The sequence below is a fragment of the Luteibacter anthropi genome (assembly GCF_011759365.1).
GTDB classification, from domain to species: domain Bacteria; phylum Pseudomonadota; class Gammaproteobacteria; order Xanthomonadales; family Rhodanobacteraceae; genus Luteibacter; species Luteibacter anthropi.
This window is the reverse complement of sequence record NZ_JAARLZ010000002.1, coordinates 262,839-280,965: the sequence shown is the minus strand read 5'-3', so window position 1 is coordinate 280,965 and position 18,127 is coordinate 262,839. Positions and strand designations below refer to the sequence as shown.

General features: G+C 62.5%; 12 protein-coding genes. 7 read left to right on the top strand and 5 right to left on the bottom strand.

What is annotated here, in order from left to right; genetic code table 11:
* Positions 1 to 5: 5 nt before the first annotated feature.
* Positions 6 to 3,047, top strand: coding sequence for an efflux RND transporter permease subunit (locus HBF25_RS03910; RefSeq protein WP_243853022.1), 3,042 nt, complete (start codon positions 6 to 8; stop codon positions 3,045 to 3,047).
* On the opposite strand, the gene HBF25_RS03905 is transcribed toward HBF25_RS03910, so the two are convergent.
* Positions 3,008 to 3,664, bottom strand: a complete 657-nt coding sequence (locus HBF25_RS03905) for a GTP cyclohydrolase II (RefSeq protein WP_166946633.1) — start codon at positions 3,662 to 3,664, stop codon at positions 3,008 to 3,010. The two genes, HBF25_RS03910 and HBF25_RS03905, sit on opposite strands and share 40 nt — an antisense overlap.
* A 546-nt stretch (positions 3,665 to 4,210) precedes the next feature.
* Between HBF25_RS03905 and HBF25_RS03900 the strand changes: the two genes are divergently transcribed.
* A complete protein-coding gene (locus HBF25_RS03900) occupies positions 4,211 to 7,051 on the top strand; it encodes a TonB-dependent receptor domain-containing protein (protein WP_166946632.1) in 2,841 nt (946 codons plus the stop codon).
* An 86-nt stretch (positions 7,052 to 7,137) separates the two neighbouring features.
* On the opposite strand, the gene HBF25_RS03895 is transcribed toward HBF25_RS03900, so the two are convergent.
* Positions 7,138 to 8,076: an AraC family transcriptional regulator gene (locus HBF25_RS03895; RefSeq protein WP_208392400.1), complete on the bottom strand. Its 939-nt coding sequence runs from the start codon at positions 8,074 to 8,076 to the stop codon at positions 7,138 to 7,140.
* 192 nt (positions 8,077 to 8,268) lie between these two features.
* Between HBF25_RS03895 and HBF25_RS03890 the strand changes: the two genes are divergently transcribed.
* Positions 8,269 to 9,006, top strand: a complete 738-nt coding sequence (locus tag HBF25_RS03890) for an SDR family oxidoreductase (protein WP_166946631.1) — start codon at positions 8,269 to 8,271, stop codon at positions 9,004 to 9,006.
* 31 nt (positions 9,007 to 9,037) lie between these two features.
* Here HBF25_RS03890 and HBF25_RS03885 read toward each other — a convergent pair whose 3' ends face one another.
* Positions 9,038 to 9,895, bottom strand: coding sequence for a LysR family transcriptional regulator (locus HBF25_RS03885; protein WP_166946630.1), 858 nt, complete (start codon positions 9,893 to 9,895; stop codon positions 9,038 to 9,040).
* Between the two features lie 103 nt (positions 9,896 to 9,998).
* Here HBF25_RS03885 and HBF25_RS03880 point away from each other — a divergent pair, with 103 nt between their 5' ends.
* Genes HBF25_RS03880 through HBF25_RS03870 form a run of 3 tightly spaced genes read left to right on the top strand, consistent with a single transcriptional unit; the run spans position 9,999 to position 15,024 of the window.
* Positions 9,999 to 10,775: a class I SAM-dependent methyltransferase gene (locus tag HBF25_RS03880; protein ID WP_166946629.1), complete on the top strand. Its 777-nt coding sequence runs from the start codon at positions 9,999 to 10,001 to the stop codon at positions 10,773 to 10,775.
* A gap of 4 nt (positions 10,776 to 10,779) precedes the next feature.
* Positions 10,780 to 11,907 carry an efflux RND transporter periplasmic adaptor subunit gene (locus HBF25_RS03875; RefSeq protein ID WP_166946628.1) on the top strand — a complete coding sequence of 376 codons (1,128 nt, stop codon included), beginning with the start codon at positions 10,780 to 10,782 and terminating at the stop codon, positions 11,905 to 11,907.
* A gap of 3 nt (positions 11,908 to 11,910) precedes the next feature.
* Positions 11,911 to 15,024 (top strand): efflux RND transporter permease subunit, encoded by a 3,114-nt coding sequence (locus HBF25_RS03870; RefSeq protein WP_166946627.1) that lies wholly within the window; start codon positions 11,911 to 11,913, stop codon positions 15,022 to 15,024.
* 12 nt (positions 15,025 to 15,036) lie between these two features.
* Here HBF25_RS03870 and HBF25_RS03865 read toward each other — a convergent pair whose 3' ends face one another.
* Complete coding sequence (locus tag HBF25_RS03865) at positions 15,037 to 15,423, bottom strand: winged helix-turn-helix transcriptional regulator (protein WP_166946626.1); 387 nt, start codon at positions 15,421 to 15,423, stop codon at positions 15,037 to 15,039.
* A gap of 127 nt (positions 15,424 to 15,550) precedes the next feature.
* Between HBF25_RS03865 and HBF25_RS03860 the strand changes: the two genes are divergently transcribed.
* Positions 15,551 to 16,387: an enoyl-CoA hydratase/isomerase family protein gene (locus HBF25_RS03860; RefSeq protein ID WP_166946625.1), complete on the top strand. Its 837-nt coding sequence runs from the start codon at positions 15,551 to 15,553 to the stop codon at positions 16,385 to 16,387.
* A gap of 8 nt (positions 16,388 to 16,395) precedes the next feature.
* Here the strand turns inward: HBF25_RS03860 and HBF25_RS03855 are convergent, their stop codons facing one another.
* Complete coding sequence (locus HBF25_RS03855; RefSeq protein WP_166946624.1) at positions 16,396 to 18,066, bottom strand: thiamine pyrophosphate-binding protein; 1,671 nt, start codon at positions 18,064 to 18,066, stop codon at positions 16,396 to 16,398.
* Positions 18,067 to 18,127 lie beyond the last annotated feature (61 nt).

Below are 18,127 nucleotides of genomic sequence, written 5' to 3'. Positions count from 1 at the left end.
CAGGCATGCTGGCCCGACATTCCCATACCTTCATTCTGGTAGCCGTGCTGCTGGCGATCGCGGGTGCGGTAGCCGCGTTCGGATTGCCGGTGGGCCTCTTTCCGCAGGTGTCCTTTCCACGGATCGTCGTGGATATCCATGCCGGCGATCGTCCGGCCGATGCCACGGCACTGCTCGTGACACGGCCATTGGAAGATGCCATCCGGGCGGTGCCTGGCGTGGACAGCGTCCGCTCGGAGACATCCCGGGGCGAGGCCCAGGTTTCCATCGATTTCGGCTGGGGCCGTGACATGGTGGCCGCGACCCTTCTGGTGGATGCGGCGGTAGCGAAGGTACTTCCCGGGCTTCCGCCGGGCACCGGGTATGACGTCCGCCGCATGGATCCGACGGTCTTCCCGATCATCTCCTATGCATTGCGCAGTGACGCGCTGTCACCTGTGGCCTTGAGGGATTTTGCGCAATACAGGATCGCCCCGCTGCTTGCCGCGATTCCGGGCCTGGCCCATGTAGACGTGCAGGGTGGGGAGACGGCGGAGATCCAGGTGGAAGCGGATGCGCATGTCCTGGCGTCGCGAGGATTGACACAGGCCGACCTGGTCTCGGCCATTGCCGCTGCCAACCAGATCCAGGCCGTGGGACGACTGCAGGACCACAACAAGCTCTACCTGGTGGTTGCCAACCACCCCTTGAAAGACGCCCGGGATATCGCGTCCGTGCCGCTCGTCAACGCAGGTGGCGGCCGCATGAGCGTGGGTGACGTCGCGAAGGTGAGCAACGGCTTCGCTCCCCAGTGGATTCGCGTGACGGAAGATGGCCGTCCTGCCGTCCTGTTCAATGTCTACGAACAGCCTGACGGCAACGCCGTGCAGATCGCTGCCGCCGTGCGCCAGCGACTGGCGTCCTTGCCACTGCCTCCCGGGGTGACGCTGACCAACTGGTACGACCAGAGCGAGCTGGTTACGGCGTCGGCGGCCAGTGTGCGGGATGCGATTGCGATCGGCCTGTTGCTTGCCGGGGGTGTTCTTTTCCTCTTCCTGCGCAATGGGCGCCTGGTCATGGTCACGATGATCGTCGTACCGGCCATCCTTGCCGTCACCGTGCTTTGCCTGAAGCTGCTGGGGCTCAGCTTCAACATCATGACCCTGGGTGGCATGGCCGCGGCGGTGGGTCTGGTCATCGACGACGTGATGGTCATGATCGAACACATCGCCCGCCGGTCGCTGGAAGCGCAGGACGAACATGCCGGCAGCATGGCCAACGTGGTTTTCAGGGCCGCAAGGGAGTTTATCGTCCCGCTCTCCGGCTCAAGTCTCGCAACCCTTATCGTCTTTGTACCGCTGGCATTTCTCCAGGGTGTGACGGGCGCGTTCTCGCGCGCGCTCTCGATCACCATGGGTTCGGCCTTGCTGGTGTCCTGGGCCATGACGGCGATAGTGGTGCCGGCCGTCGTTACGCGACTGGTCAGGCCTCATCATTGGCAGCACCGGGTCTCTTGGCTGGACGAGGCCATGCACCGCTGGCACGGCCGCGTATTTGCACCGACGTATCGCCGTCCTCTCGTTGCCGCTGCGGCGGTGATCCTCGTCGTGGTGGCCGGTGTCGCGGCGTATCTTCATGTGCCCACGGGATTCATGCCCGAGGCAGATGAAGGTGGATTCGTGCTCGACTACTACTCGGCGCCAGGAACGTCCCTGACGGAAACGGATCGGGAGATCGCCCAGGTAGAGCAGATCCTGCGGATGAATCGCAATGTCGAAACGTTTTCGCGTCGCCTGGGTACCGGGCTCGGCGGCGATCTCGGGCAGTCGTATCACGGCGATTTCTTCGTCAGGCTGAAGCCCGGACATCCGCTGGCTACGGCGGATGTGATGAATGATGTACGGGAGAACGTGCTTCACGCCGTTCCCGGCGTCCAGGTGGAAGTAGCGCAGCTGATGGAAGACCTCATTGGCGACCTGACGGCCGTGCCACAACCGGTGGAAGTGAAGCTTTATGGTGATGACGAAAAAGCCCTGATTCCGCTGGCGGACAAGGTAGCTGGAGCACTGGGCCATATTCCGGGGCTGGTCGATGTCAAGAACGGTGCACAGGTTGCCGGTGATGCCATCGATATCGAATTCCACGATGCAGCGGTTGCGGCGGAAGGCACGACCGTGGATGCCGTATCGCAGGCAGTGTCGGCCGCGCTTTCGGGAACGATCGCCACCGCGTTGCCCGGTGCCACGAAAGCCCTCGGTGTACGCGTGGCCATGCCCGGTTCACGGACATGGCGAATCGAGAATCTCGACGCGCTGCCCGTGCGTTCCGCCGATGGCCATGTGTTTCCGCTCTCCCGCGTGGCCACTCTTCACAAGGTGGCGGGGCAGCCCCAGATAACCCGCGAAGACCTGCAGAACATGGTTCCGGTAACGGCACGTATCGACGAAGGCGGTATCGGGGCCGCGGTCCAGCGCGTGCGTGCACTGCTCGACCGGCCGGGCATGCTTCCGACGGGCGTGCGTTACGAACTGGGCGGCCTCTATCAACAGCAGCAGGTGGCCTTCGCCGGATTGCAGAAGGTGTTCGGCGCAGCCCTGGCAGCCGAGTTCGTGCTGTTGATGTTTCTGTATCGCCGTGCGTGGCTGGCCTTTCTCGTCATGCTGACGTCGTTGCTCTCGACGTCGGCCGTGTTCACGGGGTTATGGCTGGCAGGCGTCGACCTGAATGTCACCGCGATGATGGGATTGACCATGGTGCTGGGCATCGGCACCGAGATGGCTATTTTCCTGGCTTCCGAATACCAGGCCATCGGTGCACGTACGGGCTGGCGATCGGCCATTCACCGTGCGGTGCGCAACAGGGTCCGCCCGATCACGATGACCACTCTGGCGGCGATCCTGACCTTGCTGCCTCTGGTCATGGCCCTGGGCCAGGGCTCCGACCTGCAACAGCCCCTGGCCATCGCGATCGTGGCTGGCTTGCTGCTGCAGTTTCCGATGGTGCTTGTCGTACTGCCTGTGGCGATCGGTCAGTCGTCGCGCCGACGACCTGGCAGATCGATCGTGTGATGCGTGTGGCGCACCTTGGCTTCGAGGTAGGGAAGGTTGTGGGTACCCTGGAATACGCCGGTAGGGCGCACACCGACCACCTCGATACCCAGCGCTTCGAGCTGGGCCTTTTTGTCGGGATTGTTCGTCAGCAGGGTGATCCGGCTGACGCCCATGGCGCGCAACATCTCGGCGGCCACGGTGTAGTCGCGCTCGTCGTCGGCATGTCCCAGGGCACGGTTGGCCGCGTAGGTATCGTATCCCTGTTCCTGCAACCGATAGGCATCGAGCTTTGCGTAAAGGCCGATGCCGCGACCTTCCTGGCGCAGGTAGAGCAGGTAACCGCCTTCTTCATCCAGCCGGCGCAACGACTCTTCCAGCTGCGGACCGCAATCGCACCGGGCTGAGCCGAGGGCATCCCCCGTCAGGCATTCCGAGTGCACACGGACCAGTGGCGCATCGGCGTCGTGGTCGCCGAAACGCAGGGCGACATGCTCCTTCCCATCCGCAAGCCCGTTGAAGCTATGGATTGTGCTGGATGCCTCGCGACCGTCTGCCAGCCGGACCGGGAGTCGGGCAACGGAACGGATATGCGGCTGCAAGGCAGAGGACAGGGGCTTCAGGGAGGGGGCGGTCATCGATCAAGCTCATTGATGTTGTTGCTAAAAGCGCTATCCGCGATTGGCGATTCCCCAACGCCTGCCCGTGGACGGGCTGGGCGCAGGTACATGCATTGAGTGCGCCATCGTGGAATGGGGGTTGCGACGATGAAGACAAGGGCGGGCGGCCTGACGCGGCAGATCGAAAGGAATAGGGCCAGGCAACCTGGGCCGATGCCCTCTTTTCGCAATTGGGCATCGTATGTTATTGCGAAATTCGGCCAATACCTCCAACTGCGGCTTCCATTCGCTGCCGTATATCGCGCAAGTTCATTGCGCCGCCTATTTTTTGACGCTCCAACTCATTGAAAATAAAGGCCGCAATAATTTTTCACAAGTGATTCACACATGAGTAACAAGTTATGATATTAAAGGCGCGGGGCTCGTAGCTTTTTCTGGGGATACACCCTTCAGCCACCACTGAATCCTCTCTCCTTAATTGGGGCGAGGCGGGGTCAGTGCGTCCTGAAGAATTTTACGACTTGCTGTCTTTGACAGATTTGAAATTGATCAAGGGGTTTACATATGACTAAGGGTTCGATTCTGACGCGGCTCGGGATGGCGCCGTGTTTGCTTGCCATCGCTTGTGCCGCTGCGCTCAGCGCCGCGCCGGCGATGGCTCAGGACAGCAGTTCGGGTCAGGCCAAAGAGGCCGATGCCAAGCGCCTGGAGGCCGTCACGGTCACGGGTTCGCGCATCTCGAACCCCAATGCCATTTCGCCGACGCCGATCAGCGTGATGACCGCCGACGACATCAAGGCAACCGGCGCCACCAACGTCGGCGACATCATGACCCGACTGCCGCAGCTGGCCTCCACGTTCACGATGGGCAATTCCACCCGCTTCATCGGAACGGCCGGCGTGCAGCCCATCGATCTTCGTAACCTTGGTACCAGTCGCACGCTGGTGCTGGTCAACGGCCGCCGCTTCGTCGGTTCGTCTGCCGGTAGCACCGACGTAGACGTCAACCTCATTCCGGCTGACTTCATCGAGCGCGTGGAAGTCATTACGGGTGGCGCTTCGGCCGTCTACGGCGCCGACGCAGTATCGGGTGTGGTCAACTTCATCCTGAAGAAGAACTACCAGGGCGCTGCCGTGCACGTGCAGTACGGTAGCTCGGAGCACGGCGGATATAACCAGGGCTTCGTCTCGTTCACCGGAGGCATGAACTTCGCCCAGAACCGCGGCAACGTCGCGGTGTCGGTGGAGCACAGCACTCAGGGCTCGCTTGAGTTCCCGGATCGCTTCGGCCACCAGGCCTACCGTGCGATCCAGACGCCGAATGGTCCGACGGACACGGCTCTGTTCTCGAACGCGGGTGGCTACAAGACCATCAATGCGGGCACGTTTGCTCTGGGTGGCAACCGCTACGTTTTCAACTCCGACCACAGCGTGCGTCCGCAGAACCTCGGCACGTTCCACGATTCCAGCGGTTGCGTCGACTGCGACCGCCTCGATGCGAACCAGGTGTCGCAGCTTCAGCCGCGTTACGGCCGCACCACGGTTACCGCGCTTGGCTCGTTCGACATCTCGCCGGAACACCGCCTCTATGCGGAAGGCAACTACAGCCGTGTGAACGTCAAGACGTTCAGCCAGCCGGCGTTCGGTAGCTACACGATCAACCGTGACAACGCCTACATCACGCCGGACCTTGCCGCGCTGATGGACGCCAACAAGGCCCAGTCGATCACCATCGGTCGTTTTGACGTAGACGCCGGTCGCCGCGGTGAAGATACCCGTCGTGATGTCGCGCGCCTCGTCCTCGGTGCCAATGGTGTGATCTCGGGCGATTGGGAATATGACGCCTCCGTGGTGTACGGCACCATGGACGAGACCCGTCACAACCTCAACAACCGCATCGTCGATCGCTTCAACGATTCCATCGATGCCGTGCGCGATCCGTCCGGCAACATCGTCTGCCGCTCGGGCGTTGCAGGTTGCATCCCGACCAGCATCTTCGGTGAGGGTGCGATCGATCCGCGCGCTGCACGCTGGTTCAACACCACCACGACCACCACCAGCCGCCTGACCCAGTTTGTCGGTGGCGGCTCCATCACCAACAATAATCTGTTCGCTATGCCGGGCGATGCAGGCTCTGCCAGTATGGTGGCCGGCGTCGAGTTCCGTCGCGAGAGCAGCAAGCAGATCAACGATCCGCTAGACCGCGCCGGCGAGACCTTCCTCAATGCCATCCCGAACTCCAGCGGTGCCTATAACGTCAAGGAAGGCTACCTTGAGTTCGTCGCTCCGCTGCTCGCCGACCACACCCTGGTCAAGAACCTGACCTTCGATAGCGCAGCCCGCTTCTCGGACTACGACTCGATCGGTCACACCAAGACTTGGCGCTGGGGCCTCGACTGGGCCATCGACGACAACGTCCGCCTGCGTGGCACCATGTCGTCCGCCGTGCGTGCGCCGAATATCGGTGAGCTTTATAGCGGCCAGTCGCAGAACTTCGCGAACTTCAAGGATCCGTGCTCGATCACCGAGATCAACAACGGCTCCAGCTCGCGCGTCGCGAACTGTCGCGCTCTCGGCGTTCCGGTTGGTTTCGACTCGGCACAGGCCAGTTCCTACAAGGGCCTGTCGGGTAGCAACCCGAACCTGAAGCCCGAGCTGGGTCGTACCTGGACGGCCGGTTTCGTGTTCACCCCGACCTTCATCGAAGGCTTCGGCATGAACGTGGACTACTGGAACATCAAGCTGACCAATGCGATTACCCAGCTTGACTTCGCGACGGTGGCCCAGCATTGCGTCGATTCCAGCAATGGCATCAACAATGTCTACTGCGCCAATGTGACCCGTGGCCCCGATCACGAAATCTCGAACATCGTGGCGGTGAACGAGAACATTGCGCAGCTCAACACCTCCGGCATCGACCTTGGCGCGTATTACACCCACGAACTGGGCCGCGGCAAGCTGCAGCTTAACCTCGATCTGACCAAGGTCATCGCATACACGGAATACCCGTTCCAGGACGATCCGACCACCACCCAGCAAGATAACGGCACGGCCACGACCGCCGGTGCATGGCCGAAGTGGAAGGCCTCGCTGCGTACGACCTACACTCTCAACAACTGGGTGTTCAACTGGAACACGCGCTTCTTCTCGCGCATGCTCCGGGTCACCAACGAGAGCTACAAGGCGAACCCGACCCAGACCACGCCGATCTACGCATCGTCGGGCTTCTTCAACGACGTCCGGGTGAGCTATGACTTCACCAAGGCTCGCCTGCAGGTCTACGGTGGTATCACCAACGTCTTTGACCGCGATCCGCCGGTGAACTTCTTCGGAACGGGCGGTGCTTCGGGCAACTATGACAACGTTGGTCGTGCGTACTACCTGGGCCTGAACTACCAGTTCTGATCCACAGGTACGATGCAACGGAAAAAAAGGGAGCGGCCTGGCCGCTCCCTTTTTTCATGGCCCGCGCCGGGAAACCACGGTGGCGGTCATGGCTGCGGATGGGCGGCCGGTGGGGAGAGTGCGAGCAGATGTTTGAGGTAACGCGTCTCGTCGGTCGGACTGCGGCCGAACAGGCGCTTGAACTCGCGGCTGAACTGGGAGGGGCTCTCATAGCCCACGCGTTCCGCGGCCGTCGCGGCGTTTTCGCCGCTGCGGATCATCAGCAGGCGCGCCTGGTGCAGTCGTATCGCCTTGATGTACTGGATGGGCGAGGTGGTGGTAACCGCCTTGAAGTGCGTGTGGAACGCCGGGACGCTCATATTGGCTTCCCCTGCGAGCACCGGTACGTCCAGATCCTGGTCGAACTGGGCGTGGATGCGTCGCAGCACCCTGGCGATACGTCCGAAATGACCGCCCTGGATCAGGGCGGCCCGCAGGCTGCCTCCCTGGTCGCCCGTGAGCACCCGATAGGTGATCTCCCGGACGATGGAAGGCCCGAGCAGCCGGGCCTCGGTGGGTGAATGCAGGGCTTCGAGCAGGCGCCCGGTCGCATCGCTGAGGCGCGCATCCATGCGCGTGGCGTACATGGTTGCAGGCTTTGAGGAAGCGGCAGGAGACGCCTCGTCCACGTCCAGCGCCAGCTCGGCCGTCATGACGGCATCGATGCGCAGGGCGACCCCCAGCATGGGTTCTTCCTCGCTCGCCTCGGTTTCGATGCTGAAGGGCAGCGGCACGGAGAGCACGAGATAGTGCTGCGCATCGTAGACATGGACATTGCCGCCATGGACCCCGCGCTTCCTGCCCTGGGCCACGATCACGATCGAGGGCTCGTACAGCGCCGGGCTGTGGGCCAGAGGCTGGTTGGCCCGCATGAACGTCACGCCATCGAGTAGTGACCGGGTATAGCCCTCGGTGGGTGCCAGCCGCTTCAGCAGCTCGATCATGCGGGCCTGCTGGGTGGCCGAAGCGATGGTGTCCTGGCTCATGGGGCTGCCCGGTAGCGTGGGAAACAGGGAGGTATCAAACCATAGTTCCTATCCGGCGACAGGGTTCTTCATAGGATTGGGCAAGGATGGCAGCCGAACGTGCCTTATGGGACGGGGAGGGGATATCTAGCATGTCTCTCAACGGCGGCGCCTTTCGTGGCGCCACGGTCATTCCCCTGACGGAGACATGCAATGAACCTCTCATCCCAAAGCAAGGTCGTTCTGGTGACGGGCGCCAGCAGCGGTATCGGCGAAGCGATCGCGCGCCATCTGGCGGCCCGCGGGCATCGTGTGGTGCTGGGCGCACGCCGCACGGACCGTTTGCAGGTCGTGGCGGCCGAGCTGAACGAACGTGGATTCCACGCGGCATTCCTGACACTTGACGTCACCCGGTTAGACAGCATGCAGGCCTTCGTTGCCTTTGCCGAATCCACGTTCGGACCGGTCGACGTGATCATCAACAACGCAGGCGTGATGCCGCTGTCACCACTGAACGCACTCAAGGTCGACGAGTGGAACCGGATGATCGACGTCAACATCCGTGGCGTTCTGCACGGTATCGCCGCAGTGCTCCCGGGCATGGAGGCGCGAGGCCGTGGCCAGATCATCAACGTGTCGTCCATTGGCGGACATGCATCCTTTCCCACGGCGGCGGTCTACTGCGGAACGAAATTCGCCGTACGTGCCATTTCGGATAGCTTTCGCAAGGAGACCGATGTTATCCGCGTGACCGTGGTGAGCCCCGGCACGGTGGAATCCGAACTGGCGGATTCGATCACCGACGAAGGCAGCCGTGAGGCCATGAAGGACTTCCGTCGCATCGCCATTACACCGGACGCCATTGCCCGGGCGGTGGATTACGCCATCGAACAGCCGGACGATGTCGACGTGAGCGAATTGATCGTGCGACCCACGGCAAGCCCTTACTGAGGGTTCGTGCCGCCTTCCGGAGCCGTACGAATCAATCTGTCCGGGACAGGCTCCGGAACGCCGTTGCCAGCGTCTTGAGGGCCTGCCGCGAGCGACCATCGTGCAGAGCCGAATAAAGCACGGCCTGTTGTGCGGGCAACGCGGGCAGTGACATCGATTCGCCGATATCGATCGTACCCGATGGCGCGGCGCGCTTCGCCAGCACCGCGACGGCCAGGCCAATGGCGGCAGCGGCGCCCACGATGGCAGCGCCCTTGCCGATGAAGACCTCAGTCCACGGAATGCCCGCATCGTTCAATGCGCGGACGGCGGCCGCGCGGATACTGCAGGACTCGCCTTGCGTGGACAGCGGAATGGGCTGGCCGGGACGAGGCTCCCAGTGGGCGGCGGCGATCCAGGCGAACGATTCCTGGAACAGCACTTCACCGTTGTGCTTGCGGTCTTCCGGCTGAAGTACGAGGGCCGCGTCGAGCACACCGTCTTCGTAAGACTTGAGCACCTCGATGGAGCCTGCCGAGCGCAGTTCGATCACCAGGTTCGGATCGTGCTCGTTCATCCAGCGCAACAGGCCCGGCAACTCAGCGCCGACGAGTTGGTGGCTGATGCCGATCACCATGCGTCGTCGCTTCGTGTCGAAGGCACTCACCGCGCGCTCATGGGCGCCCACCAGTTCACGTGCCGCCTCGATGAAGGCAGCGCCTTCCGCCGAAAGGCGCACCTGGCGCGGTGTTCGTTCGAGCAGGCGTTTGCCCAGCTGATCCTCCAGCCGGCGCAGTTTGAGACTGATCGCCGACTGGGTGCTGTCCAGGGCTTCCGCGGCTCGCGTGAAGCTCTGGAACTGGGCAATGAGCACGAAGGCTTTGACGGCGTCGAGGTCGAGGGATTTCATGGTCCAATCATTTCAAAAGTTAATGACTGAAATAAGCATCTACGCATTCTCGAAATACATGGTAGCGCGTTAGCCTTCTTCCCATCCATCGGAGGGGAACACCATGAAGAAACACCTGCTCGGCCTGATCCTGCTCGGCGCCATGTCGACCGCACATGCGGACATGACGCCGCCTGCCTATGTCACGGCGGCCGTTTCCGACACCGCGCGGCCTGCCGCGGACACGCAACGCGATGCAGATCGCAAACCGGCGGCGCTGCTGGCCTTCGCAGGTGTCAAGCCGGGCGACAAGGTCGCCGATGTGATGCCGGGCGGCGGCTATTTCACCCGCCTGTTCAGCAAGGTGGTGGGTAAGGACGGGCATGTCTACGCCGTGGTTCCGGAAAGCATCGCCAAGGCACGCCCGCAGGCGCTCGATCCGCTCAAGGCAATGGCCGCCGAACCTGCCTTCGCGAACGTTGGTGTGACCACCGTTCCCTACGACATGCTTGCCGCACCGGCGTCGCTTGATGTGGTGTGGACCTCGCAGAATTACCACGACGTCTATGGTGCCGTCAGTGTGTTCGCGGTCGAAGGCCATACCGGCGTCGAAGAAGCCGCCGCACTCGATGCCGCCGCGTTCAAGGCGCTCAAGCCGGGTGGCGTCTACGTGGTGGTCGATCACACGGCGAAAGCCGGAGCGACGGCGCAGGATGCAAACACGCTGCATCGTATCGATCCGGCCACGGTGATTGCCCAGGCGCAGGCCGTGGGCTTCGTCCTCGACGCGCGTAGCGATGTGCTCGCCAACCCGCAGGATGCCCACGACAAATCCGTGTTCGCTGCGGAGATCAAGGGGCACACGGACAAGTTTGCCCTCCGGTTCCGCAAGCCGCGTTAACGCCATGACTGCCCCGCGAAGCAAGTTCGTCGCCGTCGCTCTCATCCTGGTTGCGGTCGCCAGCGCGGCCTACGTGATGAGTGGCGGCCCCGCACGGAGCCACGCCACTGAGCTGGTCGCCGACCATGCCGTGCCGGTCAGGAGTGCGTTGACGACACGCGGGAACGTCGAGCTTTCGCTAAACGTGGTGGCGCGCACGGAGCCATGGTCCACGGTATCCGTGCGCGCACGCAGTTCGGGCCAGATCGAATCGCTGGGTTTCGAGCCCGGTGCACGAGTGCACAAGGGAGACCTGCTGGTGCAACTGGACCCGTTGCCATTCAAGGCACAACTCGATCAGGCGCGAGGCAATGCCGCCAGCGCGCGGGCACAGCTGGACAAGGCACAGGCGGATCTGGTCCGTTTCAGCCAGGTGCTCGACAAGGGCTTTATCTCGAAGGCCAGTTTCGATGCCTACCGGACCACGGTGGAAGTGGCGCGTGCGGGCTTGCAGACCAGCCAGGCCGCAGAGGCGGTAGCGCGACTCCAGCTGGGCTATACACGCGTTGTAGCGCCCTTCGATGGGGTGGCAGGAACGCCCCTGGCGTGGCCGGGCGCACAGGTAACGGCCAACGAAACGGACATCGTGGTGCTCAACCAGGTTCAGCCGATCCGGGTGAGCTTCAGCATTCCCGAAGCCAGCCTGGATGCCGTGCGGGCGGCGCAGTCACGAGGACCGGTGATCGTGCAGGCAAGCGTGCCAGGCGAAAAGGGGGTGATGCTGAGCGGCCGGCTGGAATTCATCGACAACACCGTGGATGTCACCACGAGCACCATCGTGCTCAAAGGCCGTTTCGAGAACGTGGATGGCCGCCTCACGCCAGGGCAGTTCCTTGAGGTAAGACTGCCCACCGTCCATCTGGCAAACGTGGTGAGCATGCCGGCGGAAGCGCTGCAAAGCTCGGACAAGGGTGACTTCGTCTTCGTGATTGGCAGCGATAGCAAGGCGCATCAGCGCTTCGTAGGCATCGGGCCCACGACAGCCGGGCGCATCGTGGTCGAGCGCGGACTGCAAGGTGGTGAACGCATCGTCACCGACGGCCAGCTTTTGCTGGGCGAGGGCAGCCCGGTGCATATCGCGGACAAGGCCTGAGCCATGAATCTTCCCGGGCTGTGCATCCGTCGTCCCGTGATGACCACGCTGGTCAGCCTTGCCTTGCTGGTGGTGGGTGTCGCCGCGTATCCGAAGCTGGCCGTGAATGAACTACCGAATGTCGATTATCCGACCATACGTGTTTTTGCTGCGCTACCGGGCGCCTCACCCGAAGTGATGGCGACCGCCGTAGCCGCGCCGCTCGAGGCGCAGCTGACCACGATCCCCGGTATTGATTCGATCAATTCGTCGAGCTCCCCGGGCGGCACAAGCATCGTCCTGAGCTTTGCACTGGACCGGAACATCGACGCTGCGGCTCAGGACGTACAGACAGCCATCGCAGCGGCGCAACGCCAGTTGCCGCCCGACATGCCCACGCCGCCCATCCTGCGCAAGATCAATCCGGCCGATGCACCCGTGCTGTTGCTGGCCATGACATCGCCGACGTTGCCGGTATCCCAGCTGGATGAATACGCAGAGACCCAGCTTGCGCAGCGCCTGTCCACGGTGGAGGGCGTGGCCCAGGTCTACGCGTATGGCGCGGCGAAGTACGCCGTTCGCATCAGCATAGACCCGGACCGACTCGCCGTGGCGGGCATGGGTATCGACCAGGTGCAGAAGGCGGTGACGGCGGCCAATGTCAATCAGGCGACCGGCACGCTGTATGGGGCATCGCAGCAGTTCCAGGTGCGCAACCAGGGCCAGTTGCTTCGCGCGGCGCCGTACAACGATATCGTGGTGGCATGGCGCAACGGCGCTCCGGTCCACCTCGGCGACGTAGGCATGGCGTACGACAGCGTGCAGAACGACCAGCTCGCCAGCTGGTACAAGCACGATCGCTCGGTGTTGCTGGCCATCCAGCGACAACCGGGTACCAATACGGTGGCACTCATCGACCGCGTCAAGGCGATCCTGCCAGGCTTCGTGGCCGGTCTGCCGCCGTCGGTGAAACTCGACGTACTGTACGACCGTTCGCAGTCGATCCGCGATTCGGTGGCCGACGTGCAGTTTTCACTGCTGCTGGCCGGTGTGCTTGTGGTCACGGTGGTGTATCTGTTCCTTGGCAATCTTTCTGCCACGCTGATTCCGGCCGCGGCCCTTCCGCTATCGATTGCCGGCACCTTCGGCGCCATGTATGTGCTGGGTTACGGCCTGGACAATCTCTCCCTGCTGGCAATGACCCTGGCTGTCGGCTTCGTGGTCGACGATGCCATCGTGATGCTGGAAAACATCATCCGTCATGTGGAACGCGGCCTGAGTCCCCTCGATGCGTCGCTGCGGGGCGCGGAAGAGGTAGGCTTCACCATTCTTTCCATGACAGTGTCGTTGATTGCGGTCTTCATCCCCGTGATGTTCATGGGCGGCATCGTCGGCCGGTTGTTTCACGAATTCGTTGTGACCCTGAGCATCGCGATCCTGGTGTCCGGCTTCGTCTCCATCACGCTTACTCCGATGCTATGCAGCCGGTTCATAAGGGTGGCGGACCCGTTACGGGCAAATGGCGTGGTGAGGATGTTCAACCGGGGATTCGAGCGGGTGCATCATGCCTATGTGCGTAGCCTGCAAGGATGCATGGCGCGACCGAACGCCGTGCTCGCCACGTTTGGGATCAGCCTGGTCGTCACCGGCTGGCTGTTCTATACGACACCACGCGATTTCATCCCGGCCGGCGACAGCGGGCGATTGCAGGTCATCACCGAAGGGCCGCAGGATGTCTCCTATGGCGGCATGGTGGCCCGGCAACAACAGCTGGCAGATATCGTCTCCCATGACCCGAACATCGAGGCATGGATGTCCTCGATCGAGGCCGGCGGCTCCACCATCAACGATGGCGAGATGCTGCTCAAGCTGAAACCCGCGAACCAACGCCAGCTGAGCGTGGACGAGGTGGCCCAGGAACTGCGGGTGAAGTTCGCCAGTGTGGTCGGCATGCGCGCCTATGTCCGCAACCCACCCTTGATCCAGATCGGTGGCCTGCGATCCAAGGCGCAGTACCAGTTCACGCTTCAGTCGCTGGACACAAAGGCTTTATACGACTGGGCGGGCAGGGTGACCCAGGCATTCGCGGCGCTGCCCGGATTCCAGGACGTCACCAACGACCTGAGCCTCAACAGCCCCTCCATCGTGGTGGAGGTGGACAGGAACAAGCTCGGCCCGCTGGGGTTGACCATGGCGCAAGTGCAATCGGCGCTCGGGGCGTCGTTCGGGCAGAACCAGCTTTCGACCATCTATGGGTCTGCCACCCAGTACTGGGTGGTGATGGAGGTGCGGCGAAAACTCCAGCAGGATCCGGCCGTATTGTCGAAACTGTACGTGACCTCGGACTCGGGAAAGCTGATCCCCCTGGATACGGTGGCAGGCTTCGTGCGCAGACCGCAGGTGCTGACGGTGAACCACCAGGGACAACTCCCGGCGGTGACCGTATCGTTCGGGCTTGCGCCGGGCGTAAGCCTGGGCGATGCGTTGTCGGATATCCACGGTGCGCTGGCAAAGATGGGCTTGCCTGCGACCATCAGCGGTGGCATGCAGGGCACGGCACAGGCTTTCCAGGCATCAATGCAGGGCACCGGTGTGCTGCTGTTGCTGGCCGTGCTGGTGATCTATGGGGTGCTTGGCGTCCTGTATGAAAGTTTTATCCATCCATTGACGATTCTCTCCGGATTGCCGGCCGCCGCGGTCGGCGCCTTGCTTACGTTGCGGCTATGCCAGATGCCGCTGGATCTGTTTGGCTTTGTCGGTATCGTGATGTTGATCGGCATCGTGAAGAAGAACGCGATCATGATGATCGACTTTGCCCTGATGCGGCAGCGCGAGGGTGGCATGACACCCCTGGAGGCGATTCTCGACGCCTGCGATGTCCGCTTCCGGCCGATCATGATGACCACCATGGCGGCCCTGGCAGGGGCGTTGCCCATCGCGCTCGGTGCCGGTGCGGGCTCAGAAGTACGTCGCCCCCTGGGGCTCGCCGTGGTGGGGGGCCTGCTCGTCTCCCAGTTACTGACGCTTTACCTCACTCCTGTGATCTACGTCTGCCTGGACCGGTGCGGCGCACGGCTCACGCGTGGCCTGGCTTCTTTAGCCGGCGGTTCCCGTGCCCTGGCGCGCCATCAGGGCTGACGGCGGCATCCATCATTTATCCGTGCCCGATGGCAGGCTCTCGCCTTCGTCATAGCTGGCCTGGCAAGCCTGAATGACATCCATGTTTTCAACCGTCCACTCATAGAGCACGGCAAACGGCGATTGAAGCGAGTGGCCAAGCGGTGTCAGGGCATATTCCACGCCGAGTGTGCGACCGGTCATCACCGTGCGGGTCACCATGCCATTGCGTTCCAGCTTGCGCAGTGTCTGCGTCAGCACGCGCTGGGTAATGCCGTCGAGTCGGCGCTTGATGGCGTTGAAGCGACGAGGCTCGCACAGAACCATCAGGACCAGCATGGACCACTTGTCCGCAATCTGGTCGAGGATCGCCCGGCTCGGACAGTCGGCCCGATAGACTGGGTCGGAGGCAGGATTCATCGGTATGTTTCCGGATACTTGGGATGGTAAAGATGCGTAATTGACGCCAGGTATCCGATAAATACCATGGGTCGGGCAGTACGGGAATCACCCCGTGCATGCCTTCCCATAGCAGGTACCCATCGAAATGAAAGCGTATTCAACGCTCCGCATCGAGCGCGAAGACGGGGTGGCGACAGTCACCATCGACAACCCTCCCGTCAACGTGCTCGATGTCGCCCTGATGAACGACATCCGCCGGTTTCTCGCCTCCGTACACGATGACCCGCTGACCCGTGTCATCGTGTTCCAGAGCGCCGATCCGGGCTACTTCATCGCGCATGTCGACATGACCCTGATCGACGAACCGCATGCCTTCGACACGATTGCCCAAGACGTGCCGGATGGCCTTAACCCCTTCCAGGCACTGGGTGAACTGATCCGCGCGCAGCCACAGGTGACAATCGTGAAGCTCGAAGGCATGGCACGCGGTGGTGGTGCGGAATTTGTCGCTGCGGCCGATATGGCATTTGCTGCCATCGGTCGGGCCGGACTAGGCCAGTGCGAAGCCTTGATGGGCATCATTCCCGGCGGCGGAGCAACACAGTACCTGTCACAACGGATGACCCGAGGACGCACACTCGAAGTCATCCTCGGCGCCGACCTGGCCGATGCCCACACGGCCGAACGCTATGGCTGGGTGAACCGGGCGATTCACGCGGATGAGCTGGACACCTTTGTCCGGCGCCTGGCTCGCAACATCGCCGCGCTGCCGGATGGCGTCATCGCAGCCGCCAAGACAGCAGTGCGTGGCGCAGGTACCAGCGATGGTTTCAGGGTCGAACACGAAGCATGGGCGGGGCTGTTTGCGAAACCCGCCGCCGAAAGGCTGATTCGCGGCGGATTGCAATCGGGAGCGCAAACCAGGGATGGGGAGCAAGACCTGGAGAAGTTGTTGCGCAGTCTCATCGCCCATCCGGGGTGAGCTTCGCCCTAGCTCGATATGACGACGTCGACAAGATTGGGCAGACCCGAGCGGATACCGGCTTCCACGGCCTCGGCAATATCGCCGGCCCTCTCGATGCGCCTCGCAGCAATGCCCATGGACGAGGCAAGTGCCACGAAGTCGATCATCGGATCGATCAGGTCCATGCCGAGGAAGCGGTTTGTCCCGTTGGCCCGGTAATGATCCTGTGCACGGGCATAGTTCTTGAGGATGTTGTATTCGCCATTGTTCAGAACGACGAAGGTCACCGGTAGCCGCTCATGGGCCGCCGTCCACAGCGCCTGCGGCGAGTACATCGCGGAACCGTCCCCGACCAGGCAGACGACGGGACTGCGATCCCGGCCCAGTGATGTACCGACTGCTGCCGGCATGCCCCAGCCAAGGATGGCGCTGCGGGTAAACAGGTATTGGCCGGCCCAATGGGAGTCGAGACAGGCGCGTATGTGGGGAATCGTGACAGGTGCTTCGTCCACGATGGGGATATCCGGTCCGATGGCACGCACCAGTTCATGCGCTGCCACGAAGGGGGTGGTCACCGCCGCGCCGCGCTCCCGTATCCAGCGATCCGTGTTTTCAGTCCGCCGGGCTTCGCGCTCAAGAGTCGCCCGTTCGAGCAGACGGGCAATGGCGGTTTTGTGTGGAAGCAGCCGCTCTGAAAGCAACGGCAATAGCGCAGCAAGGGATGGTTTGATATCCCCCACGAGGCCCAGTGCCGTTTCGTGGATACGGCCTGGCTGATGACCATCACGCGTCAGTTGCAGCAACCGGCAGTGGGAGGGCAGGGCCGGCCCGTCGGAATACAGGTAGCTGATCAGCGAATGGCCTCCCAGTATCAGCAATACATCGAAAGAAGCCAGCGCCTCCCTCATTGCCGAAGCTTTCGGTGGGAGGGCTCCCCGCCACAACGCGTGCGACGTCGGAAACGGGATATGTCCCGGCCAGGAGGCGCCAAAGACGGGCGCCCCAAGCGTCTCCGCGACAGCTATCGCCTCCCTGTCGGCATGCGCGGAGAAAACCTCTTCCCCTACGACGATGGCTACCTTGCCCGGTGAAACGTCAGCCAATGCGTTTGCCAGATCCTCAAGCGACGTGGCCATGCTGAGGCGGCGTATCTGCGATGGCTGCCCGGCGCCCATGCGCGTCACACCTTCCATGATGTTGATCGGCAACGAAAGGAACACGGGGCCCGAAGGGCCTGCTTCGCAGTCCTGAAAGGCACGGCGCAGCAGCATCGGTATCTGCTCGGGATGATGGATCTCTTCGGCCCACTTGACGTTTGGCCGGGCAATGCCGACCAGGTCGCCATGCAACAGAGGATCCGACGGACCGTGCCGCGTGTCCTGCTGCCCCGCCGTGATGACGAGCGGAGTATTTGCCATCCTTGCATTGAGGATGGCACCGATGGCGTTGCCCAGGCCGCCGGCCGTGTGAAGATTGACGAACCCCGGGCGCCCCGATGCCTGGGCATAGCCATCGGCCATGGCAACGACGGATGCCTCCTGCAAGCCAAGGATGTAGCTGATCGTGGAACGATCGGTCAGTGCATCGAGAAGCGGTAACTCGGTCGTACCTGGGTTGCCGAAGACGTATGCCACGCCCTGGCTCTCAAGTACATCCACGAAGAGATCCGCTCCACGCTGGTCTTTATTCAATGACATGCCTGCAATTCCGAATGCCGGATCTGTGGGCATTCTAGTGAGGCCGGCGGAGCAGGCGATT